Origin of the sequence: Actinomyces sp. HMT 175, assembly GCF_016694895.1 — a bacterium.
In the GTDB taxonomy this organism is placed as follows: Bacteria; Actinomycetota; Actinomycetes; order Actinomycetales; family Actinomycetaceae; genus Actinomyces; species Actinomyces oris.
Map to the genome: position 1 here is coordinate 1,156,568 of NZ_CP068012.1, position 20,987 is coordinate 1,177,554.

19 protein-coding genes, 2 tRNA genes and 1 pseudogene are annotated in these 20,987 nt (G+C 68.9%); 9 read left to right on the top strand and 13 right to left on the bottom strand.

What is annotated here, in order from left to right; all coding sequences use genetic code 11:
- Positions 1-9: 9 nt before the first annotated feature.
- From JJJ14_RS04965 to JJJ14_RS05010, 10 genes are all read right to left on the bottom strand, one after another.
- A complete protein-coding gene (locus JJJ14_RS04965; RefSeq protein WP_009405416.1) occupies positions 10-669 on the bottom strand; it encodes a response regulator transcription factor in 660 nt (219 codons plus the stop codon).
- Complete coding sequence (locus JJJ14_RS04970) at positions 666-2,195, bottom strand: sensor histidine kinase (RefSeq protein WP_201444837.1); 1,530 nt, start codon at positions 2,193-2,195, stop codon at positions 666-668. Before JJJ14_RS04970 ends, JJJ14_RS04965 begins: the two co-directional genes overlap by 4 nt.
- A gap of 74 nt (positions 2,196-2,269) precedes the next feature.
- On the bottom strand, positions 2,270-3,598 hold the full coding sequence (locus JJJ14_RS04975; protein ID WP_201444838.1) for a UDP-glucose dehydrogenase family protein: 1,329 nt from the start codon (positions 3,596-3,598) through the stop codon (positions 2,270-2,272).
- The gene (locus JJJ14_RS04980) at positions 3,595-4,656 is read right to left on the bottom strand and encodes a phosphotransferase (RefSeq protein ID WP_201444839.1); all 1,062 of its coding nucleotides are present in this window, start codon (positions 4,654-4,656) and stop codon (positions 3,595-3,597) included. Before JJJ14_RS04980 ends, JJJ14_RS04975 begins: the two co-directional genes overlap by 4 nt.
- A gap of 32 nt (positions 4,657-4,688) precedes the next feature.
- On the bottom strand, positions 4,689-5,906 hold the full coding sequence (locus JJJ14_RS04985) for an aminoglycoside phosphotransferase family protein (protein WP_201444840.1): 1,218 nt from the start codon (positions 5,904-5,906) through the stop codon (positions 4,689-4,691).
- Positions 5,903-7,678: an ABC transporter ATP-binding protein gene (locus JJJ14_RS04990; protein WP_201444841.1), complete on the bottom strand. Its 1,776-nt coding sequence runs from the start codon at positions 7,676-7,678 to the stop codon at positions 5,903-5,905. The genes JJJ14_RS04985 and JJJ14_RS04990 overlap by 4 nt, the downstream gene beginning before the upstream one ends.
- Positions 7,679-7,728: 50 nt before the next feature.
- Positions 7,729-8,898: a glycosyltransferase family 4 protein gene (locus tag JJJ14_RS04995; protein WP_201444842.1), complete on the bottom strand. Its 1,170-nt coding sequence runs from the start codon at positions 8,896-8,898 to the stop codon at positions 7,729-7,731.
- Positions 8,898-10,193: a glycosyltransferase gene (locus JJJ14_RS05000; protein WP_201444843.1), complete on the bottom strand. Its 1,296-nt coding sequence runs from the start codon at positions 10,191-10,193 to the stop codon at positions 8,898-8,900. Before JJJ14_RS05000 ends, JJJ14_RS04995 begins: the two co-directional genes overlap by 1 nt.
- A complete protein-coding gene (locus JJJ14_RS05005; protein ID WP_201444844.1) occupies positions 10,190-11,482 on the bottom strand; it encodes a glycosyltransferase family protein in 1,293 nt (430 codons plus the stop codon). The genes JJJ14_RS05000 and JJJ14_RS05005 overlap by 4 nt, the downstream gene beginning before the upstream one ends.
- 112 nt (positions 11,483-11,594) lie before the next feature.
- Complete coding sequence (locus tag JJJ14_RS05010) at positions 11,595-12,371, bottom strand: DeoR/GlpR family DNA-binding transcription regulator (protein ID WP_009405609.1); 777 nt, start codon at positions 12,369-12,371, stop codon at positions 11,595-11,597.
- A 283-nt stretch (positions 12,372-12,654) separates the two neighbouring features.
- Here JJJ14_RS05010 and JJJ14_RS05015 point away from each other — a divergent pair, with 283 nt between their 5' ends.
- The 7 genes from JJJ14_RS05015 (at position 12,655) to JJJ14_RS05045 (ending at position 17,683) form a co-directional block, all read left to right on the top strand.
- On the top strand, positions 12,655-13,740 hold the full coding sequence (locus JJJ14_RS05015; protein ID WP_201444845.1) for an ROK family protein: 1,086 nt from the start codon (positions 12,655-12,657) through the stop codon (positions 13,738-13,740).
- A 178-nt stretch (positions 13,741-13,918) separates the two neighbouring features.
- Complete coding sequence (gene nadD / locus JJJ14_RS05020) at positions 13,919-14,602, top strand: nicotinate-nucleotide adenylyltransferase (protein ID WP_009405885.1); 684 nt, start codon at positions 13,919-13,921, stop codon at positions 14,600-14,602.
- Positions 14,592-16,280: a hypothetical protein gene (locus tag JJJ14_RS05025; protein WP_201444846.1), complete on the top strand. Its 1,689-nt coding sequence runs from the start codon at positions 14,592-14,594 to the stop codon at positions 16,278-16,280. Before nadD ends, JJJ14_RS05025 begins: the two co-directional genes overlap by 11 nt.
- Before the next feature lie 66 nt (positions 16,281-16,346).
- The gene (gene rsfS / locus JJJ14_RS05030) at positions 16,347-16,766 is read left to right on the top strand and encodes a ribosome silencing factor (RefSeq protein ID WP_004565156.1); all 420 of its coding nucleotides are present in this window, start codon (positions 16,347-16,349) and stop codon (positions 16,764-16,766) included.
- Positions 16,763-17,404 carry a histidine phosphatase family protein gene (locus JJJ14_RS05035; protein ID WP_201444847.1) on the top strand — a complete coding sequence of 214 codons (642 nt, stop codon included), beginning with the start codon at positions 16,763-16,765 and terminating at the stop codon, positions 17,402-17,404. The genes rsfS and JJJ14_RS05035 overlap by 4 nt, the downstream gene beginning before the upstream one ends.
- Before the next feature lie 93 nt (positions 17,405-17,497).
- Positions 17,498-17,570 (top strand) — tRNA-Ala (locus tag JJJ14_RS05040).
- A gap of 40 nt (positions 17,571-17,610) precedes the next feature.
- Positions 17,611-17,683 (top strand) — tRNA-Ala (locus JJJ14_RS05045).
- 553 nt (positions 17,684-18,236) lie between these two features.
- Here JJJ14_RS05045 and JJJ14_RS12780 read toward each other — a convergent pair.
- Positions 18,237-18,599 (bottom strand): annotated as a pseudogene (locus tag JJJ14_RS12780) (zinc ribbon domain-containing protein); the annotation flags it as partial.
- Here JJJ14_RS12780 and JJJ14_RS05055 point away from each other — a divergent pair.
- Complete coding sequence (locus tag JJJ14_RS05055) at positions 18,598-18,882, top strand: transposase (protein WP_201444848.1); 285 nt, start codon at positions 18,598-18,600, stop codon at positions 18,880-18,882. The pseudogene JJJ14_RS12780 and the gene JJJ14_RS05055 sit on opposite strands and share 2 nt — an antisense overlap.
- Positions 18,879-20,108: an IS3 family transposase gene (locus JJJ14_RS05060; RefSeq protein WP_201444849.1), complete on the top strand. Its 1,230-nt coding sequence runs from the start codon at positions 18,879-18,881 to the stop codon at positions 20,106-20,108. Before JJJ14_RS05055 ends, JJJ14_RS05060 begins: the two co-directional genes overlap by 4 nt.
- On the opposite strand, the gene JJJ14_RS12785 is transcribed toward JJJ14_RS05060, so the two are convergent.
- A complete protein-coding gene (locus JJJ14_RS12785; RefSeq protein WP_442859495.1) occupies positions 20,034-20,477 on the bottom strand; it encodes an integrase catalytic domain-containing protein in 444 nt (147 codons plus the stop codon). The genes JJJ14_RS05060 and JJJ14_RS12785 overlap by 75 nt on opposite strands.
- Positions 20,467-20,979 (bottom strand): hypothetical protein, encoded by a 513-nt coding sequence (locus JJJ14_RS05065; protein WP_201444850.1) that lies wholly within the window; start codon positions 20,977-20,979, stop codon positions 20,467-20,469. Before JJJ14_RS05065 ends, JJJ14_RS12785 begins: the two co-directional genes overlap by 11 nt.
- Positions 20,980-20,987 lie beyond the last annotated feature (8 nt).

The window sequence follows — 20,987 nt, forward strand, 5'->3', positions numbered from 1 at the left end:
CGCCGCGGATCAGATGAGCCGGTAGCCCATGCCGCGCACGGTCTCCACCCGCTGCCTTCCCAGCTTGTTGCGCAGGTAGGAGACATAGACCTCCACCACGTTGGAGCCGGGATCGAAGTCCAGCCCCCACACGGCGCTCAGCAGCTGCTCGCGGCTGAGGACCTGACCGGGGTGGCGCATGAAGGTCTCGGCCAGGGCGAACTCCCTGGCGGAGAGCTCCACGGTCCTGCCCTCCAATGTCAGGGTGCGGGTGCGCAGGTCCAGAACCATGTCGCGGTGGGTCAGGCGCATCTGGTCAGGGCCGGTGGCATCCGGGCGCAGCCGTACCCGAATGCGGGCCAGGAGCTCTTCGAAGGAGAAGGGCTTGGGCATGTAGTCGTCCGCGCCGCCCTCCAGGCCGGCGACGCGGTCGGCCACCGAGGAGCGCGCCGTGAGCATGATGACCGGCGTTCCCACCCCTTGGCCGCGTAGCTGCTGGAGCACCTCGAAGCCGTCGATGTCGGGCAGGCCCACATCCAGGATGATGAGGTCGAAGTCCTCCTGGACCGCCAGGGCCACGGCCTGCCCGCCCTCGGCGGTGGTGTGGGGGGTGAACCCGGCCGCCTTGAGACCCTTGGTGAGGAAGGCGACGATGCGGGGCTCGTCCTCAACGATGAGGATGCGGCTCATGGTGAGTGACTCCTTCGGGAGGCTGTCGGGGGCTGAGCGGGGAGCGAGTCCCCGGCAGGTGTGAGGGCGTCGCCTCGGGAGGAGGCCACGGCGGTGGGGGGCCTGAGAGGGATCACCATGGTGAACACCGATCCTCGGCCCACCTCAGAGAGTATGTCCAGCCTCCCGCCGTGTGCTGCGACGATCGTCTCGACGATACTGAGACCCAGTCCCGTTCCGGAGGCGAGCTTCTGAGCGCCGGCGGTGCGCTTGAAGCGCTGGCGCACCAGGTCGATGTCCTCGGGGGCGATCCCGATGCCCTCGTCCCTGACCCACATCTGCAGGTGGCCGTCGCGAACGGCCGATCCCAGGGACACGGTGGAGCAGTGCTCGGAGTACCTCACCGCGTTGGCCACCAGCTGGAGCCAGGCCTGGGTGATCCGGGTGGGGTCGACCATGGCCCGGGTGAAGGCCGCCGACTCCATCTTCCAGCGGCGCTCACCCAGGGCGAGGGACTTGTCGAAGACCAGCTCGGTCAGCTCGGCGACATCCGTGTCCACTGGGGTGACGAAGTCGCTCTGGACGCTCTTGGCCAGCAGGATCAGGTCGCCCACGAGCATTCCCATCCGGTCGAGCTCGTCAAGGGCCAGCAGCTGGGTCTGGCGCACGTCCTCGGGGTCCGCGGGGTCGGTGAGCTCGAGGTGACCGCGGACCACGGCGATCGGGGTGCGCAGCTCGTGGCCGACGTCGTCCAGCAGGTTGCGCTGGGCCTCCACCGAGGTCTGGACCCGGTCGAGCATCCGGTTGACGGCCGCGGCCAGGGCCGTCAGGTCATCCCGGCCCTTGACCGGTACCCGGGTGGTCAGGTCCTCCTCGCCGATGGACTCGGTGGCTCGGCGCAGCTGCTCGATGGGGCGCAGGAGCCGCTCGACGGCGAACCAGGCCAGACCCGTCACCAGGGCGACGGTGAACACGGCCGCGGCCGCGTAGAAGGCCATGGTGCGCCGGAGCTGGGACTCGGCGACCTTGAGGTCGATGACGTGCACGAGTGCGCCGCGCTGGGCGCCGCCCTGCAACGGGACAACGAGGACCCGGTAGCTCGAGGTGGGGGTGCGCACCGTCTCGATGACGGACTCCGAGGCGGCGGCCTGGGAGGAGACCCGAGTGAGCAGTTCCTTGTCCTGCTCGGGGCGGAAGGAGACGTTGTCTGCGGAGACCCAGGTCAGCTTCGTACTGGCATCGGTGCCCACGAAGCCGAGCTCGGCCTCACCGCGCCCCTCGGCAGTGCGCTGGATGTGGGTCCGAAGAACCGCGGAGACGTCCTCCAGGGGCTGACCGCTGGAGGGGTCCTTCCTGTCGGCGGCCAGCTGGCGGATCCGGTCGCGGCTGTGCTCGAGCCGGTTGGTGGCATCGGTCGACACGCTGGAGACCCCCAGCGCCCACACGATCGCCCCGCACATGACCAGCGCGATGCCGGCCACCAGCACGATCGCCCACATGACGCGGGTTCCGATGGTGACGGTACGAGTGGGCAGCAGTGAGGTCACCTCGCCATTGTGCCCGGATCCACTGGGCTCCGCCCCATGGATCCGGGCATGGGCGGAGCCGGGAGCGGCCCGATTCAGCGTCCCACTCCCGCGTAGGTCCACCCGGCCTCACGCCAGGTCACCGGGTCCAGGGCGTTGCGTCCGTCAATGATGACGCGCTCGGCGACGCCGGTGGCGGCCTCAACGGGGTCGAGGGCCACGAACTGGTCCCACTCGGTCAGCAGCAGGACGAGCTCGGCTCCCTTGAGCGCGGCGCGGGGATCGTCCTCCAAGGTGAGGTGGGGGTGGGAGCGGGCCACCACGGGCAGGGCCTGCGGGTCGCAGACCGTGACCTCGGCCCCGAGGTCGGCCAGACGGGAGGCGACGTCCAGGGCGGGGGAGTCGCGTACGTCGTCGCTCAGGGGTTTGAAGGCCGCCCCCAGAATGGTGATCGCCCGACCGGACAGGTCGCCGCCCACGTGGGTGCGGGCCAGCTCGACGATCCGGTCGCGCTGCTCGCGGTTGATGGAGTCGACCCGGCCCAGCAGGTCCGCCAGGTGCACGGCGCCGTGGAGGTCGGCGCTGGCCCGCAGCGCCCGGATGTCCTTGGGCAGGCAGCCTCCGCCGAAGCCGACGCCAGCCTGGAGGAATCGCCGACCGATGCGCGGGTCGTGGCCGATAGCGTCGGCCAGGACGGTGACGTCGGCCCCGGCGGTGTCGCACAGGTGGGCCATGGCGTTGATGAAGCTGATCTTGGTGGCCAGGAAGGAGTTCGCCGCGGTCTTGACCAGCTCGGCGGTGGGGTAGTCGGTGACGATCCGGGGGATGCCCTCCTCCAGCAGGTCCTGGTAGACGGCGTCGAGCACGGCCTGGGCCTCCTGGGCGTCGGCGGGATCGGCAGGGACCCCGTAGACGATGCGGTCGGGGTGGAGGGTGTCGGCCACGGCGAAGCCCTCGCGCAGGAACTCGGGGTTCCACAGCACCAGGGCGCGTCCTGCCAGGCGCTCGGCCACCTGCTGGGCGGTACCCACCGGGACGGTGGACTTGCCCACCACCAGGCTGCGCCCACCCTCGGGCAGGGCGTCGTGAAGCATGTCGACCACGCTCCACAGCTGGCTCAGGTCGGCCTCCCCGCCAGTGGTGGACTGCGGGGTCCCCACGGCGATGAAGTGGACGTCGGCCTCGGCCAGCTCGGCCGGCGTCGGCGTTGAGGTGAAGCGCAGGTCTCCCTGCTGGGCCCCGGTGACCAGCAGCTCGGGCAGCCCGGGCTCATAGAAGGGGGCGCGGCCCTGGGAGAGGGCCTCGACCTGCTCGGGTCGCGTATCGATCCCCAGGACGTGATGTCCCAGGTGGGCCATGGCAGCGGCATGGACGGCACCGAGGTATCCGCAGCCGATGACGGTGAGCTTAAGAGGGGTGGTCATGAGTCGTTCCAATCGTTGGTGAGGTCCAGGGACATGAAGGGGGAGGCGTCTCCCAGGCAGTGGCGCACCCAGATCGGCAGCCACCGGTGGGCGGCGGGCCGGAAGGCGTGGACGAAGACGAGCCGCAGCGCTGAGGAGCGGTAGTAGGTCTCCAGGCGCTGCTCCGTCACGGGCAGTGCGCGGGCCAGGTCGTCGAGCAGCCCGCGGACCCGGGCGTGGGCCTCGGGGCCGATCCGGCCGCGAACCGCCATGAGATCCGCGTGGGCCCAGAGGTTGCCCAGGTCGAGGGCCGCCTCGGCCATGGCCGCGGTATCCAGGTCGAGCAGGGACAGGTCGGTTCCGTCCCACAGGAGCTGGCCGTCGTGGAGGTCGCGGTGGGTGATGACGTGCACCCCGCTCGCCTCTGTCAGGCTCAGGCAGGTGTCCACCACCTGCTCGTGCAGAAGATCCTGCTGGTCGATGAGGCCGCAGCGGCGGGCGGAGGCCAGCCAGCGCTGCAGCACCTGGGCCTCCTGACGCGGCCCGTGGACGGGCAGGTCCGCCTCACGATCGCCCAGGAGCGACCAGGCCTCCGTGAACCGCTTCCACCCGGGCAGGCCGGCGTCACCGAGCTCGTCGAGACTGCGGCCCGGCAGCAGCTCGAGGTCAACGACGTCGTCCCCGTTGCCGAGGATCCTGGGGGTGCGCAGACCGGTGACCCGCAGCACCGAGGCGGCGGTGGTGTGGGCCCGCACCAGGGAGGCGGCCTTGTGGGGCCGCACGATCTTGCGGACCCGGGAGGCCTCCATGACGACGGCGCGGCGGCCGGCGCGGTGGACGACGAGTCTCCCGGTCAGCTGCCTGGACAGGGCCGGCAGGGCCGGGTCACTGGCGTAGGGCAGCAGGTCGGGGGCGGCTCCCACGGTGACGTGCCCGGCGCGCAGGCGGCCCCGGCCGTCGACGCACTCGATGCTCGCGCTCGCCGGCTCCGAGTCCCGGCCGGCGGGCCAGGCCCGTCGCAGCCCGGGGATGGCCCGCAGCGTGCTGAGCATGTCGGCCGCCTCCGTCGTCTGTGTCATCTCAGTCCTTGGTGTTGTGCTCGTCGTGTCCGTCATGCCCAGCTGGCCTCCTTCTCCGGCGACCGGGCGATGCGCTCGATGGCGGCCAGGTCCGCGCTGATGCGCTCACGCCAGGACGGGTGGGCCCGTCGCAGGGGGTCGGCCAGCCGCGCCAGCCGCGACAGTGCGATCGCCCATCCCAGCTCCTCGTCGCTCGGTACCAGCCGGTGCACGGCGTAACCCTCCAGCAGCGCATGCCGCTGACAGGACGGTGCCTCCGCCAGGTAGGAGCCCAGGTCCGTCGCCGCCGGCGCCAGGCGCACCCGGTCGAAGTCGGTCAGCCAGATCCGCCCGGTCGAGTACTCGTAGAGCACCTGGTCGGGGGAGGCATCGCCGTGGGTGAGAACCGGTGTCCCGGGGAGGCGGGAGGGCAGCATGTCGCCCACCGCCCGCACCTGGCGTGCCAGCTCAGGCGCCAGGACATCGAGCTGACGAGCGTGGACCTCGGCCAGCTCCCGGGAGCCGGCAGGCTGATGCGGCAGCCGGTCGATGAGGTCCGCCGGCAGCTGCCCGGCGCAGGAGTGCAGCTCGGCCAGCAGAGCCCCCACGCGCCTGGTGGCCTCCTTCAGGCCCTGAGCGGAGGCCGCCCGGTCGGCGTCGTCCGCGTAGACGTCAGCCAGATTCGTGTCTCCGCACCACTGCTGCACGCTGAGACGGCCCTCGCACTGGGCCACGGCCTGTGAGTCGAGCAGACCGGGGACCGGGAGGAGCCCGGACAGGGCGCGGTGGACGTCGTCGGCAGGTCCCCCGCCGCCGGTTCGCAGCCGCAGAACCGTGGAGCCGTCCCGGAGGACCAGGCGCCGTGAGGGGTTGTAGCGCAGCACGTCCCGGGCCTCCCAGCTGCTCGGCACCCCCAGCTCCGTGGCCTGGGCGAGAGGCTCAGCCAGCTTGGGGTCGGTGAGGACCGCACCGCACTGCAGCAGCAGGCCCTCGTCCAGGGACCGGGTGACGGGGGGCTGCAGCCCCAGGGAGGCGGCCAGGCGCTCGGCCTGAGCGGCCTTGGAGTGCGAGACCGGCCAGAGCAAGCGGGCCCAGCCCGCGGTGAGCCCGGTGCTCCGGTCCGTCAGAGAGACCAGGACCGAGACCTCAGGCTTGATGCGCAGCCTGGCGGCCCGCACCGGGCGCTGAAGGAGCTCACTGAGCCGATCGGCGTCGAGGACCGCGGCGACGGCGTCGGCCGTGGTCATCGCTTTGATGAGCGAAGGAGTCATGATCCGCTCCCCACCAGGGCGAAGGAGTCCGCCAGGTGGCTGTTCGCCCACCGACGGAAGTCGGCCGAGGACTCCATGAGGTCCTGAGGGCTGCCCTCCAGGTGGATGCGCCCGTCCTGGATCCACACCACCCGGTCGGCGCGCATGGCGGCCTGCGGGTCGTGGGTGACGGTCAGGGTCGTGCGCCCGGCCACCAGCTCATCGATCGCCTCCAGTACCGCCGACGTCGAGGCCGGATCCAGTCCGGTGGTCGCCTCATCCAGGATGACGATCGGCGAGTCACGCAGTAGCGCCCGAGCGATGGCGATGCGCTGGCGCTGGCCGCCGGAGAGGGTGCCTCCTCGCTCGCCCACGGTCGTGTCGTAGCCGCCGGGCATCTGGGTGATGAACTCGTGGGCGTGGGCCGCACGTGCGGCCGCCTCGACCTCCTCGTCGGAGGCATCGGGCCGGCCCAGACGGATGTTCTCCCGGATCGTGCCGGTCAGCAGCACCGCCTCCTGGTGCAGGACCGAGGCCTGCGAGCGCAGGAACCGCAGATCGAGCTCGTTCAGGCTGTGCCCGTCCAGGCTCACCGTGCCCGACGTCGGATCCAGGGCTCGCACCACCAGGGACACCAGGGTGGACTTGCCCGAGCCCGACGGCCCCACGAGGGCCACGTGCTCACCGGGTACCACCGTCAGGTTCACACCGTGCAGCACCGGGCGGCCCTCGTAGGCGGCGTGCACGTGGTCGAAGTGGATCATGCCGTGGACCCGGTCCAGCACGATGGCGTCAGCAGGGGAGACGATGTCGGGCTTGACCGCCATGAGGTCGGCTACCCGCTCACCCGAGGCCGTCGCCCGGGCGATGCGGCCGGTGTACTTGGCCATGTCCCGAAGCGGCTTCATGGTGGTGCGCAGGTAGGTCGTGAAGAGCACCAGATCCCCTGGGGACATGGCGCCGTTCAGGACCCGGATGCCCCCGCCGACCATGACCACGGCGGTGGCCACGCCGACGATGACGTCCGTGGAGCGCTCCAGGCGCGCGGCGATACGGCGCGAGCGCACCCCCTCACTGAGGGACACCGAGTTGGCGCCCGTGAAACGCTCATGCAGCAGCGGCTCCAGACCGTAGGCCTGGACCACCTTGATGGCGCCGAGCGCCTCCTGGGCGGTGTTGGCCAGGTTCCCCTCCGACTTGCGGCTGCGCAGGGAGGCTGCGGAGATCCGCCGCGAGTTGCCCGAGGAGGCGAGCATGAAGGCCGCCACCGCCAGGAGCACGATCATGGCCAGCAGCGGGTCCAGGAACACCATGACCACGACCATGACCAGCAGGGTCAAGGTGTTGGCGGCCATCGGCAGGCCGGCGGTGACAGCCACCTCCTGCATGCGGTTGACGTCGGCGATGAGCCGCTGAACCGTGTCCGCGCTGCGGTTGCGGGCATGGAACTGCTGGGACAGGCCCTGGACGTGGTGGAAGGCCCGGCTGCGCAGGGAGGCCGCGGTGCGCGAACCCACCAGGGCGAAGGCCACGGTGGCCAGGTAGTTGCACACCGCCCGCCCGGCCACGATCGCCAGCAGGGCGATACCGAGCCCCACCAGGGAGGAGACCGTGGCGGGGGCGCTGCCCGTGTGGCGGCCCAGCGCCGCCACCAGTGAGTCGATGGTGACCTTCAGCGGCCAGGGCTCCAGCACCCGGAAGACCACCTCCGCCAGAAGCACCGCGGTGCCGCCGGCCATGAGGCGCCACTGCGGCGCGGCATCAGGGCCCACCAGCCGCAGGGTCTGTCGCATGGGGGAGTGGCGCATTCGACTGCGCCCGTGACGACGAGGAAGCGGAGCCATTACCGCACACCACCCTCAGCGACGCCGGCCAGCCCCAGGATCCGGGTGACGACCCGATTCCAGGAGTGACGCTCCTCAGCCAGAAGACGACCGTTACGCCCCATCCGGGCCAGCCGTTGGGGGGAGGCCGCCAGATCATCCAGGGCCGCGGCCAGCGCCGTGGGGTCCGAGGGCGCCACGAGCACGCCGTGGCGCTGCGATCCCTCCTCAAGGAGCTGGGGGATCTGACCGACGTCGGAGGCCACGACCGCCAGCCCCGCGGCCAGGTACTCCAGGACCTTCATGGGGGAGAAGTACTGCTGCTCCAGACCCCCCAGATCCGGATAGGGAGCCACCCCGATCGCCGAACCCGCCATGTGAGTGGGAATCTCCTCAGGGGCGACCGCCCCACGGAAGTCCGCCTCCACCCCCAGGCGCTCGGCCTGCGCACGGAGCGTCTCCATCTCGGGTCCGTCGCCGATGATCCGCAGGCTCCACCGCTGACGCGCCAGGGCCGCCGCCGTGATGAGGTCGGCCACCCCGTGCCAGGGCTTGAGCGTCCCCACGAAGGTGACGACCACCCGCTCGGGGTCCGCCGGCTGAGGCTGGATGCGGCGCACGCTCACACCGTTGGGAACCGTGTGGACCCTGGCGGCAACAGCCTCCGCGTCCGGCATATCGGCGGTGCGACGGCGCACCCAGTCGGCCACCGGGTCCGAGACGCACACCGTGACCCGAGCCGCCCCGACCTGACGGCGCAGCGCCTGCTCAGCACCGGAGGCGTCCACCAGCGAGCGGTGACGACGCTGCTCGTCAATCAGTGGAGCGTTGACCTCCAGGACCCCCGGCACCTCGGTGGCCGCCGTGATGTCGGCCAGAGCCGTGGAGAACAGGGAGTAGCGCTCGTAAACCAGGTCAGCGCCGTCGGCGATCACCCGCGAGGCAATCCTCTGGGCGGCACGCACCTGCGCCTGCTCCCGCTCAGCGGGGGCGACGTCGGCGACCGCCTCCAGGTGCAGCTCGAGATCGGCCAGGTCGGCGGGCACGTGCTCGCCTGAGCGCAGGGCGTAGAGCACCACCTCGTGGCCGGCGGCCCGCAGCTCGCGAACGACCTCCTGAATGTGCACCGAGGCGCCCTTGGTCCCGAACACCGGGATGCCCGGGTCGCAGCAGATGTAGGCGATGCGCATCAGGCGGCTCCTTCCTGATCGGCCAGGCGCACGCCGGAAGCCGGGACGGGACCCGACTGCCAGGCGGCCAGCACCGCGGCCTGGGCCCGAGAGTCGAACTGCTCCTCAATCAGTGCCCGCGCACCGCGCGACAGCGCGACGATGTCCACCTCGCCCTGTGCGATCCCGCGCAGGGCCACGGCCAGCGAGGCCGGGTCACCCGGGGGAAGAAGAATCCCGGTGACGCCGTCGTGAACCACCTCCGGAAGTCCCGACACCGCCGTGGCCACCACCGGCGTCCCGCAGGCCATCGCCTCCAGGACCACCGTGGGCAGACCGTCGATATTGCCGTCGGCCGCCTCGATGCACGGCGCCGCGAACACGTCCGAGCGCGCCAGCAGCTCGCGCACCTCCGCCTGCGTGAGCGGACCCAGCAGACGGATCCTGTCGGCCAGTCCCAGGCGCTCGATCTGCTCGGTCAGGCGCTCGCGCTCATCGCCGTCACCGGCCAGCTCCACCTCGATATCGATCCCCGAGCTCACCAGGATCCTCACCGCCTCGACCAGATCGGCGAAGCCCTTCTTGGGCACCAGGCGACCCACGGCGCACACCCGCAGCGGCTCTGCCCTCGTGGCGGACACCGGCTGCGGGGCACGGTAGGAGAAGCGATCCAGCTCCAGGGCGTTGTAACGCAGCGACACCTTGGCCCCCGTGCCCGCCAGCACAGTTCCCAGGTAGTCCTCGTTGTAACGGCTGATGGCGATGACCCGCTGGGCATCGGCGCAGATCCGGCGCAGCCACACCGGGTCCACCGACTCGTGGAAGATGTCCTTGGCATGGGTGGTCACGGTGTAGGGGATGCCGGTGAGGGCCGAGGCGATCCACGCCACCCGCCCCGCCAGGGACGCGAAGTGCGCGTGCAGGTGGGTGATGGAGTCCCGGCGTGCCTGACGCGCCAGCTCGACGCCCTGGGCCACCACGTCACCGGGCAGCTCGGCCAGGACCGGCATGATGGCGGCGAAGCGCTCGCGGTCCTCCTGGCGGGTCAGGCCCTCGGTGAGCTGGCTCCACAGGTCGATGGCCCGGTTCGGTCGGCCCACCCAGTTGACGCGGGCGGCGACCCGGGCGATCTCGGGGTGGAAGCGCGCATCCGTGGTGGGGCGCAGTGCATAGATGCTCAGGTCCTCGCCCTGAGCCTCGCGGGCCAGGATCTCGGTGACGATGAAGGTCTCCGAGAAGCGGGGGTAGACCTTGAGGACGTATCCGATACGGGGGGCGCCCTGGTGGGGCTGGCGGGTGTCGAGTGGGGGATTCATGCGGGGATCTCCATCCTGGTGAGGCTGGTGGGGTGGCTGGTGAGGTAGGTCGGGCTCGTGGTGGGTGCGTCATATCGGTGGTCCATGAGCTCGGCGGCCAGCAGGGGGACCGTGGCCAGGCCGTCCAGACGCAGACGACGTCGCCCCGTCAGCTGGCGACGGGAGGCCTCCTGGTCGCCCAGCAGCTCGGAGAGCCGGTCCTCCAGCGCTGCGGCACTCAGATCCGTGACTCTCAGCAGGTCGACGGCGCCTGCCTTCTTCAGGCCGGAGGCCCGGATGAACTGCTCCAGGCGAGGCGTCTCGCGCGGGACGAGGAGGGCCGGGGTCTCGGAGGCGAGGATCTCGGTGACCGTGTTGTAGCCGGCCATCGCGATGACCGCAGCGGCCTGCTGGATGTGGCGACTCATGCCGGGCCAGGACCGGCGTACCACGGTGCGGGGACCGGCCGCCTGAGCGACCTGGTGGAACAGGGCGGCGTCGAGCTGGGGGCCGGTGACCACGACATGCCGGTAGCCGTCAGGGACGCGTACCTGCGCGGCGGCACGCAGCAGGTCGATGCCGTCGCAGCCGCCACCGGCGGTCGTCAGGATGAAGGGCTCGGGGTCCAGGGCGTTACCGGCCAGAGCGGGTGAGGCCTCGGAACCGTCCCTGTGCTCGGCGATGTCGCGACCGTGGGCGAGGTAACCGGTGTAGTGCATCCGGTCCTCCAGCGCAGGCGGGGCCTCGCCGGTGGCGCTCAGGTCGTGGACCGCGGCGTCCCCGTAGACCCAGACCTCGTCGATGAGCCGGCGCAGCGTGTCGGCCTCGCCGAGCTCATCCCATTCGCGCTGCACGGTTGCGGGGGTGTCCAGGACCTCGCGCAGACCGAGCACCACGCGCGCGCCGGGGTGAGTGCGGCGCAGGTGAGTCAGGGGCTCGCGCAGCTCCAGGTGCACCCCGTAGGCGTGTCGGTCGATGATGAGCAGATCCGGGGCGAAGGTGCCCAGGACGCCGTTCAGCAGAGCGCTACGGACCTCGCCCAGGTCCTCGTGGGTGATGCGCAGGCGCTGGGGCTGGTAGATGCCTTCGGACTTCTTGATCCCCGGCAGTACCAGCCAGTCGAAGCCATCGGGGAGGCGGTACTCCTGGCCCGGGGCCAGACCGGTGATGACCAGGCCGGTGACGTCACGGCCGGTGAGCCCCGGTAGTGCTCGGGCCAGGTGGTGGGCCAGAGCGAGGTTGCGGCGAAGGTGTCCCAACCCCTTGGCATCGTGGCTGTAGAGGGCCACGCGTAGGGGAGCGCTCGTCATGATCGTCTCTCTTCTCCCGGTGTCGGTTCTGGATCGTTCTGAAACGATCCTGACCGGCCAGAAGAAGATGACGATTAGGGGCGGATGAGAAAGCTCTCAGGTTTGTCGGATGCTAGACCAGTTGCACCTGGACTCCGGCTCGCCGCAGGGCCTCGACCTGGTCGGCGCAGGCGCCGTCGTCAGTGATGACCGTGTCGATCCCGGAGGTGGGGCAGATGAGGGCGAAGGCCGTCCTGCCGAGCTTGGAGCTGTCACACACGATGACGACGTGCTCGGCGGCCTCGACCAGTGCGGCGTTGATGGCCGCCTCCCCGTCGTGCTGGGCGTAGGCGCCTCTCTCATCAAGTCCCTCGACTCCCAGGAAGAGCGTGCCCACACTGATCGAGGGAAGGATGAGAGAGGCCAGAGGGCCGGTGAGCTCGAAGGACCGGGCTCGTGCGATCCCCCCGGTGACGACGACGCGCACGCACTGGCGCACGGCCATCTCGTTGGCGATGTTGACGGCATTGGTGACCAGGGTGACCGGCACCTCCGGATCGGTCAGCGCCGGCAGGAGCGCGATCTCGCGCGCCACCTCAGTGGTCGTGGTGCCGCCGTTGAGACCGATGGAGTCGCCCGGGTGCACCAGAGCGGCCGCCGCCTTGGCGATACGGGTCTTCTCATCGGCCATCTTGGAGGTGCGGTAGCGCAGAGGCGGCTCGGTGGAGGTGGGGTTGGCGATGGCTCCGCCACGGGTGCGGCTGACCAGCTGCTGGTCAGCCAGGTGGTCGAGGTCGCGTCGCGCGGTGGCCGCTGAGACCCCCAGCCGCGTGATGATGTCGTCGATATGGACGCTGCCCTCGTCCATGACGATGTCGAGGATGGCCGAATGGCGATCATGCCGAGACATCTCGATCCTCCTGGGGGTCAAGGGGGTGGTGCGGGACGGAGTGGGGATGGGCTGGGAGGGGATGCACGGTTGATTTGTGCATCAACCACTTGCCGTATTCTAGTGACCGTGCGGCAGGTAGTCGGTGTACCGACGTCAGCATAGTTCAGGGATGTCCCCAGTTGCCTCCTGAGGGCGACACATCGCGATGTAAACCTTGCTACTGTCGTCGACATCAATCACGTCATCGTGTGGAGTGGTGGCCCCGTGGGCTCGCCATCCCGCCTCCGAGAACAGAGAAGATATGGGTTGTCCCGCTGACCTTGCCGAGCCCCTCCGCCGTGGGGAGGGCGTCGTCGCCATAGGGGTCGATGTCAGTGCCGACGCCGTTTCTGCGGTTGTCGCTGATGGCCGGGGGAGTGTCATCTCCTCCGTGGAGCGGCCGGTTCCCAGGCAGTGCCGCGCAGACGCCGACCGGCTGGCCCAGGAGATCGGGAGCGCGATCCAGTCCTTGTGCGCGGGCCTCGCCGATGACCTCAGTGGTGAGGTGTCCGGGGCAGCGGCCCTCGTCGTCGGGGTCAGTGTGCCCGGTGTCGTCGACGAGGACGAGGGGCGTGTGCGCCGCAGCGAGACTCTTGGGTTGCAGGACGCCCCGTTGGCGAGTCTGGTGAGACGGTCGCTGTCGTCTCAGGCCTCCGGGTCACCCGGACTCTCCGGAGGCCTTGAGGTGAGGCTCTATCAGGATGCCGGTTGCGGCGCCTGGGCCGAGAGTCAGTGGGGCGCGGCCGGGAGGAACTGCCTCTATCTGGAGGTCGGTGAGCGGATCTCCTCCGCCGTCCTGCTGGGCGGAGCCCCGGTGCTCGGTGAGGGCTGGGCCGGTCAGGTCGGTCGGATCCTGGTTCCCGATCCGGACTGGAGCGGGGAGCGGGCCCGCCTGGAGGATGTCGCCTCCGTGTGCGCCATGGTCAGGCGGCACACCGCCGGCATGCTCGATGACTCTGCCGGCTCCCTCGGCTCCGGCTCCGCCGCGCCGGAGCCGGGCGGCTGCGACGACGCTTCCGATGAGTCATTCGCCCAGTGCGCCACGGGGCTGGAGTCCCTCCTGGGCGCGATCGCCTCGGGGGACCGGGAGGCGCGCCGTGTCTGGGACACCGGCCTGGACTGCCTGGCTGAGCTCATCGCTCAGGGTGTGGGCCTGCTCGGCCCCCTCGACGTCGTCGTCAACTCCGAGCTGATGCGGGCGGACGAGGCTGCATTCCTGGAGCCTCTGCGAGGCCGGGTGGCGGATCTCGTGGGCGACCTGCCGGCGCCGCGGCTGGTGGCGGCCCGGCTCGGGGCGACCGCCCCGGCGCTGGGGGCGGCGGGGCGCGCACTGGCCGACTGGAAGTAGCCTGACAGCAGCCCGAATGTCGCCTCGCGTCTCTGCGCCCTTGGCTGATAACTCGCTTATGGCGTTGCGGAGACCCACAATGGGGGCAGGCCGTGGCAGTATGTTCGCCAACTGCAGTAGTCCAAGCCGGTTGAGGAGAACCAAACGTGTCCCCCAGGAGAGAAGCGAGGCGCAGCGCGTGACCCTGTCTGCTCGTCCGCTTCGCATCGGCATCATGGGTGGAACCTTTGATCCGATCCACCATGGGCACCTGGTCGCAGCCAGTGAGGTGCAGAACGTCTTCGCTCTCGACGAGGTCATCTTCGTGCCCACCTGGGCCCAGCCCTTCAAGAAGGAGCGCAAGGTCTCCCCGGCTGAGCACCGGTACCTCATGACGGTGATCGCCACGGCCTCCAACCCGAGGTTCACGGTCTCCCGGGTCGATATCGACCGGGGTGGGACGACCTACACGATCGACACCCTGCATGACATCGCGGCCGAATACCCGGGCGCGGAGCTGTACTTCATCACTGGAGCCGACGCGCTGGCGCAGATCCTCACCTGGAAGGACAGTGAGGAGATCTTCGACCTGGCTCATCTGGTGGGGGTGACGCGTCCCGGGCACGTCCTCAGTGACTCCGGGGTTCCCCGTGACCGGATCTCGCTGGTCGAGGTGCCGGCCATGGCGATCTCGTCGACTGACTGCCGCCAGCGGGTCGGGGAGGGGTCTCCGGTGTGGTACCTGGTCCCTGACGGTGTCGTGCAGTACATACGCAAGTACGGGCTCTATCGTATGGCCTTGCGGCCGGCGTCGGCGACGTCGATGACGGCGAGAGTGGCCCGCGAGCAGTCCCTGAGGAAGGAGAACGACGGTGAGCACTGAGCAGACCGGCGTCAATGCCCCCACGTCCGAGGAGCCGACGCCAGATGAGCACGCTCCACGCGGTAGTCGTCGTGCGATCCGGCAGGCGGAGCGCGCCGCGGAGCGCGAGGCGATCCTGACCGGTCAGCAGCCGCTCCTGACCCGGCGTGAGATGCGGCGTCTGCGCGAGGAGGCCAAGGCGCTCAGGGCTGCCGTCGAGGCGGGCGAGATCACCCCTGAGCAGGCGCAGGCGCTCCAGGATCCTCTTGCCGATCCTGCGTCGGTCACCTCCCGTTCCTCCGCCACCTCCGGTGACGAGGCCGAGTCCGGGCCGGGGGAGCCGGCCGAGCCCACCGCCCTGGACGGGGGTGACTATCTCGAGCAGGGCGGGCAGAACCCGCCCCTGAGCATGTCCGTCCCCGAGGGGTCGGCCGCCTCTGCTCCGAGCTGGCGCTCGCTGTCGGCGGCCGAGGCCGTGGCGATCTCCGAGATCGAGACGGGCCTGATGGAGGCCGTCGACCTGCCGGTGGCCACCCTCGACTACGACGCTCACTGGGCCGCGAACGCCAGCTCCGAGCCGGCGCCGGTCCCCACCCGCTTCTCACTCAAGGACCGTCTTGAAGGTGGCTCCGTCTCCGAGGCGGACGAACCGGAGAGCCCGCAGGACAATGAGTCTCAGGGCGCCGTCGAGGTGAGCGGTGACGCTGAGACCGAGGAGCCCGCCACCAGCCCCTACGACTACCGGGAGGGTCTCGAGCCGCTGGCCCAGGACGACGGGGGCGCCTCCTCACAGTCCTCCTCGGCGGTCGAGGCCGTGAGCGCCGCCTCCGCTGTTCCCGCCGTCTCCGCAACCGCCCCCGGCGCTGCCGACGTCGCCGCCTACGGGCAGGCTGGGGCCACGCGGAGCGCCGAGCCCTCCCGCAGCGGGGTCAGCGCCGGCTCGGCGTCCTCCGCCGGCTCGGTGCGCCGACCCATCGTGCGGATTCCGGCCGCTGCTCAGGGTGTGCGCACCGTGAACGCCTCCACGGGAGAGCTCAGCTCGGTCCAGCCCGTGGACAGCTCGCCGTCCGCCCAGGAGGCGGCCGACGTGCAGGACGTCTACGGCGCCCCCTCCATCGAGGAACCGATGGTGCAGGACGACGCCGAGGTCGAGGTCGACATTGAGGCGCAGACCATGGTGGTGTCGACGTCGGCACCCTCGACTCAGGGGGCGCAGGACTCCGAGTTCGGTGCGCCCGGGGCTCCGCAGTGGAGGTCGCTGCATCAGCCCCCGCAGGCGGGTAGCTTCCAGGAGGCGATCGTCGACGGGACGGCAGAGACCGCAGCCGTCTCCGGCGAGGCCGTCAGCCCCTACGCCTTCTACAGCGACGAGGTCGAGAACGGCAACGGTCCGATGGGGGCCTCCGAGTGGGACTCCGTGGCGGCCCCGGCTGCCGAGGTCCCTGAGGAGCCTTACCTGGCTCCCGTCAACGAGGTGACCGGAAGGGTTCCCACCCCGGATCACGTCCTGCCGATGGAGCAGCCCGGCGCCTCCTCGCGCACCGGCAAGATCCTCATGGCCGCGCTCATCATCGTCCTGCTGCTGATTATCATCGCTGTTGTCCTGGCGCTGCTGATCTCCAACGGCAAGCTCGGCGGTGGTACGAGCGCCATGGCAGCCAGCATCGGTGCGGGGGAGTGGATTCGTCAGCTCGTTTGATGGAGGTGGGCACGGTACAGTCGCCGCTGCCGCATGATGTCCGACTGACCCTCCCGAAGGAGATCCGTGTCCGCCACTGAACACGCCACCGGCCTGGCGATCGCTGCCGCTCGCGCGGCGGCCGATAAGAAGGCTGAGCACCTCGCCGCCATCGACGTCTCCGAGCGACTGGGACTCACCGACGTCTTCCTGCTGGCCTCCGGGGCGAACGACCGCCACGTCCACGCCATCGTCGATGCGGTCGATGAGGCCATGCACCGAGCCGGGGCCAAGCGCCGTACCCGGGAGGGCTTCGCCGACGCCCACTGGGTCCTGGTGGACTACGGCGACGTCGTCGTTCACGTCCTGCAGAACGAGGACCGGGAGTTCTACTCGCTCGAACGCCTGTGGAAGGACTGCCCCGCCATCGAGCTGCCGGCGGACCTGGCGCATGAGGGCAGCCAGGACGGTGATTCCCTCGGCGGTCGGGAGACCACCGCGTCATGACGGATCTCATTCTGTGGCGCCACGGTCAGACCGACTACAACAGTCAAGGGCGTATTCAGGGCCAGGTTGACGTCCCTCTTAATGAGACCGGTCGTGACCAGGCCCGGCGTGCCGCCGAGGACATCGCGGCCCTGGGGCCCACTCGCATCGTCTCCTCCCCGCTGATTCGGGCGCGGGACACGGCCGAGGCGCTGGCGTCGCTGACCGGACTGAGCGTCGAGATCGATGAGGGTCTGGCGGAGAAGTCCTTCGGGGACTGGGAGGGTCTCAAGGCCGCTGACATCAAGGAGCAGTGGCCGGAGCACTACGCCACCTGGCGGGCCGGGGGAGACCTCCCTCAGTTCCGGATCGAGGGGCGCCGCCAAACCGCCGAGAGAGTGGGGGAGGCGCTCAAGGCCATCGTCGCAGGTTCCCAGAAGGACGACATCATCGTGGCCGTCTCCCACGGAGCGGCTACCAACCTGGGGGCCACCTACCTGCTGGGGATGGATGCTCAGCAGTGGTTCGGCCTGCGTGGCATGAGCAACTGCTGCTACGCACTCCTGCGGACCAACAAACGGCCTCCGGGCTGGGCGGTGGTGACGTGGAATGCCGGACCACCGGTGGACTCCAGTCCGCTGGGCAGAATCCTGGGCTGAGCAGGTGAGGTAGCGCACGTGGTGCGGATTTGCCCTGACGGGTCCGAACTTCATACAGTTATCCGCGTCGCCGCACGCGAGCGACGCCCGAACGGGGCTATGGCGCAGTTGGTAGCGCGCTTCCATGGCATGGAAGAGGTCGGGGGTTCGAATCCCCCTAGCTCCACGATCCCCTCGGAGTGAACGCCGGGTGGGACACCCGTCACGGGGCTATGGCGCAGTTGGTAGCGCGCTTCCATGGCATGGAAGAGGTCGGGGGTTCGAATCCCCCTAGCTCCACGTAAGATGAGAAAATCGAAACTTGCCCCGCCTGATGGCGGGGCAGTTTTGTTTCTGCGGTGACTTTGGCCGGGGCATCGATGGTGGTGTGGGCGAGGACGCTGGCGGCGGTCTGCTCGGGGGTGTAGGTGGCGTTCTCTTCGTCGTCGATGGTGATGCGGGTGAACAGGGCGCGGTTGAGGATGCGTCGTTCGGCGGGTTCGCACTTGTTGTAGAGGTCGTCTAGGTCGACCAGGAGTTCGGTGAGCTGGTCCAAGCCTGTTCGGGCCTCGGCGTAGGTGTCGGTGAGGTTGTCGAGCCGGGTGGTGATCTGGTCGAGGTTGGCGCGGATGCGGTCTTGCTCGCTCTTGAGGAGGTCGAGGGGGATCGCGTCGGCGTAGTGAGCTTGGGCTAGTTTGAGGCGTTCGGCTTCGAGTTTGTCGCGCTGGGCGGTCAGGCGCTTGCGTTCGTCGTCGCTGGATCCTTCGAGCTGGTCGAACACGTCGTTGAGGACCTTCCGGATGTGCTCAGCCTGGGTTGGGCTCAGGGAGTTGCGCTGGTAGGTGCGTTCGATCTCGGCTTCGGCGCGTTCGGCGAGGATCGCTGAGCGGGTGCAGTTGGTGGTTTTGCGGCGTCGTCCGGAGCAGGTGAAGTACTCGTAGCGGTCCCCGGTCTTGTCGCGGGGACGTTCGATCATGAGCTTGGCTCCGCAGGCGCAGTACAGGGTGCCTTTGAGGTAGTGGTCGTACTTCTGTGGTCGTTCGCCGCGGGCGTTGTTGGCGTCGAGGTTGATTTGGACGCGCAGCCAGGTTTCGGCGTCGACGAGGGGCTCGTGGGTGCCGTCGTAGGTGACGTTGCGGAAGGTGACGGTGGGGTGCGTGGTGTTTCTCGGACTGGGGGAGTCTTTCTTCCCGTGAGTCGATGGGATAGATCCCATGCCAGCAGCGAAATACTCGGAGGAGTTCAAGGCGCAGGTCGTGCGTGAAGTCGTCGAGAAGGAACGCACGATAGCGTCAGTGGCCGCCTCATACGACCTTGTTGCCCAAACAGTAGGTAACTGGGTCGCAAGATACAAAAAGGAGCACGCCACCGACCAGGACCGCGAGAAAGCCTCCGAGTCGGCCGAGATAGCAAAACTGAGAGCAGAGGTCCGTGAGCTGCGTCAGGAGAACGAGTTCCTGAAAAAAGCAGCTGCCTTCTTCGCCAAGGAACGACCGTGACCGAGCGCTACGAGCTCATCAACCGCGAAGAAGGCCATTATCCCATCTCCTCGATGTGCCGGTGGTCCAGGGTGTCAAAATCAGGGTACTACTCCTGGCGCGACCGTCCCCAGTCGCAGACGGCCATTCGGAGGGAGGAGCTGGCCGTCCTGATTAAGGACGTTTTTGAGGACTCCGATGGTACCTACGGGTACCGACGGATTCAGGTGGTCCTGGAGCGGCGCGGTGTGCGGGCCGACGGGGCCACGATCCGGTCCATCATGCGGGACCTGGGGCTACAGGCCGCACAACCACGGGCAAAGGTCCGAACCACCATACCGGCCGAGGACCTGGACGAGCGCCCGGACCTGCTCAGGCGGGACTTCACCTCTGACAAGCCCGGCAAGAAGCTGTGCGGGGACATCACCTACGTCAGGACGTGGGCCGGATTCATTTATCTCGCTACTGTTCTGGACTGCTGCACCAAGAAGGTCGTGGGTTATGCGATGGCCGACCACATGCACACGTCCCTGGTGTGCCAGGCCATTGACATGGCGGTCAAGAGATGCCCAGTCGAGGAGGGCGTGACGGTCTTTCATTCGGACCGAGGTAGTCAGTACACGTCTCAAAGATTCCTGGACCACCTCAAGGCTTACGGGATTCGCCCCTCGGTGGGGCGCACGGGGGCGTGCTGGGACAATGCGTGGGCGGAATCCTTTAATGCCACGCTGAAGAATGAGAGGGTCCACCGGATGGTGTACCCCACGAAGGATAAGGCGGTCAAGGATACGGGGTGCCTCATGTCAAGGTGCCCGCGAAGTGTCTTCGGTGCCTCATGTAGGAATGCCCGCCAAGTTGAGGGGTGGTTAGGAGGCTTTCCTGACTCGTACGCCTTTGTGGACGTCGGGCAGGATGCTTGGGAACTGGGCGAGGTAGAGCTGGTCGGTCTTGTCCTTGGCCAGGCGGATGAGAACGTCCTGGAGCTCGATGATGCGGCGGGTGATAGAGGCGGGGTTGAGCTGGTTGCGGTACGAGACCAGGTCAGTCTTCTGGGCCTTGGTCAGGGCGCTGGTGTCCAGCAGCCGGTCCAATGGGGTACGAGGAGCGTCGTAGAGGCGCTTGCGCCTGCCGGCCTTATCGGTGCCCCATCCGATGGGCTTGCGGGTGGGGGTCTAGGGGAGTTGAGCTTGACGTTGACCTGCTCCCAGAGACGGCCCAGGACCTCGCGCTCCTCGCTGGTGTCGTAGCGGTAGTAGAAGGCGTAGCGGCGCACCAGGTGGTTGTTCTTCGACTCGATGGTGGCCTGGTCGTTCTTCCTGTAGAGGCGTGAGCGGGCGGGAGTAGATGTCCAAGTCCCCGGCCCAGCGCACCACGCTGTGGTTGATGAACTCTGAGCCGTTATCGAAGTCCATGCCCAAAACGGGGAACGGGACGCATCCCACGGCGGCGTCCAGGACGGAGATGATGTGCTTCTCAGCGTTGTTTCGGATTGAGCGAGTGAAGGTCCACCCCGTGAGCACGTCGGTCATGTTCACAGTCCGGGTGAACTCTCCTTTGAGGGTCGGCCCGCAGTGGGCGACGGTGTCGACCTCGAAGAACCCAGGTTCAGCCTCGATCTCGCCCGCCGGCCTTGCGGATCTTGATGGAGCTGCGCAGCAACGGACCGGCCTTGGTCGTCGACTTGCCCCGCAGCTGCTCGGTAGCCCGCACCGGGGCGAGGTAGCGGTCAGTGGTCGCCGCACTCATGGCCACCAGCTCGTCTCTGACGGCTGGGGTGTAGCGCGGCTCGTCGTCGAGCTCACCGCTCGCCTCCAGCAGGTCCAGCAGCACCGGCATGGACTCCTTGAAGTACTTGCCGCACTGCCCGCCGCTGGCGGCCCACACTCGCTGGAGCACCTTCAAGGTGTCGTAGGAGTACCTGCGGGCTCTAGCCCTGCGCTCCGCCGACTTTCGGCGACCCGGTGGGCGCTTGGCTGCGGCCACCAGGCGTCGGCGCGCGTTGTCCCGACTCCAGCCAGTGACTGCGCAGACCTCATCAAGGATCCGTCCCTTGTCCTTCTTCGACGCCCTGGTGTACACCCTGGCGTACTTTCCCGTGATCTCGGCCCTGGCCTGCACCAGGCAAC

Excerpts from the sequence above, each read along its gene's own strand:
- JJJ14_RS04985 (WP_201444840.1), bottom strand. The coding sequence starts at position 5,906 with ATGACTCCTTCGCTCATCAAAGCGATGACCACGGCCGACGCCGTCGCC.
- JJJ14_RS05010 (WP_009405609.1), bottom strand. The coding sequence starts at position 12,371 with ATGTCTCGGCATGATCGCCATTCGGCCATCCTCGACATCGTCATGGAC.
- JJJ14_RS04965 (WP_009405416.1), bottom strand. The coding sequence starts at position 669 with ATGAGCCGCATCCTCATCGTTGAGGACGAGCCCCGCATCGTCGCCTTC.
- JJJ14_RS05035 (WP_201444847.1), top strand. The coding sequence starts at position 16,763 with ATGACGGATCTCATTCTGTGGCGCCACGGTCAGACCGACTACAACAGT.
- JJJ14_RS05005 (WP_201444844.1), bottom strand. The coding sequence starts at position 11,482 with ATGACGAGCGCTCCCCTACGCGTGGCCCTCTACAGCCACGATGCCAAG.
- JJJ14_RS04980 (WP_201444839.1), bottom strand. The coding sequence starts at position 4,656 with ATGACACAGACGACGGAGGCGGCCGACATGCTCAGCACGCTGCGGGCC.
- JJJ14_RS05055 (WP_201444848.1), top strand. The coding sequence starts at position 18,598 with ATGCCAGCAGCGAAATACTCGGAGGAGTTCAAGGCGCAGGTCGTGCGT.
- JJJ14_RS05015 (WP_201444845.1), top strand. The coding sequence starts at position 12,655 with ATGGGTTGTCCCGCTGACCTTGCCGAGCCCCTCCGCCGTGGGGAGGGC.
- JJJ14_RS05000 (WP_201444843.1), bottom strand. The coding sequence starts at position 10,193 with ATGAATCCCCCACTCGACACCCGCCAGCCCCACCAGGGCGCCCCCCGT.
- JJJ14_RS04975 (WP_201444838.1), bottom strand. The coding sequence starts at position 3,598 with ATGACCACCCCTCTTAAGCTCACCGTCATCGGCTGCGGATACCTCGGT.
- JJJ14_RS04995 (WP_201444842.1), bottom strand. The coding sequence starts at position 8,898 with ATGCGCATCGCCTACATCTGCTGCGACCCGGGCATCCCGGTGTTCGGG.
- JJJ14_RS04990 (WP_201444841.1), bottom strand. The coding sequence starts at position 7,678 with ATGCGACAGACCCTGCGGCTGGTGGGCCCTGATGCCGCGCCGCAGTGG.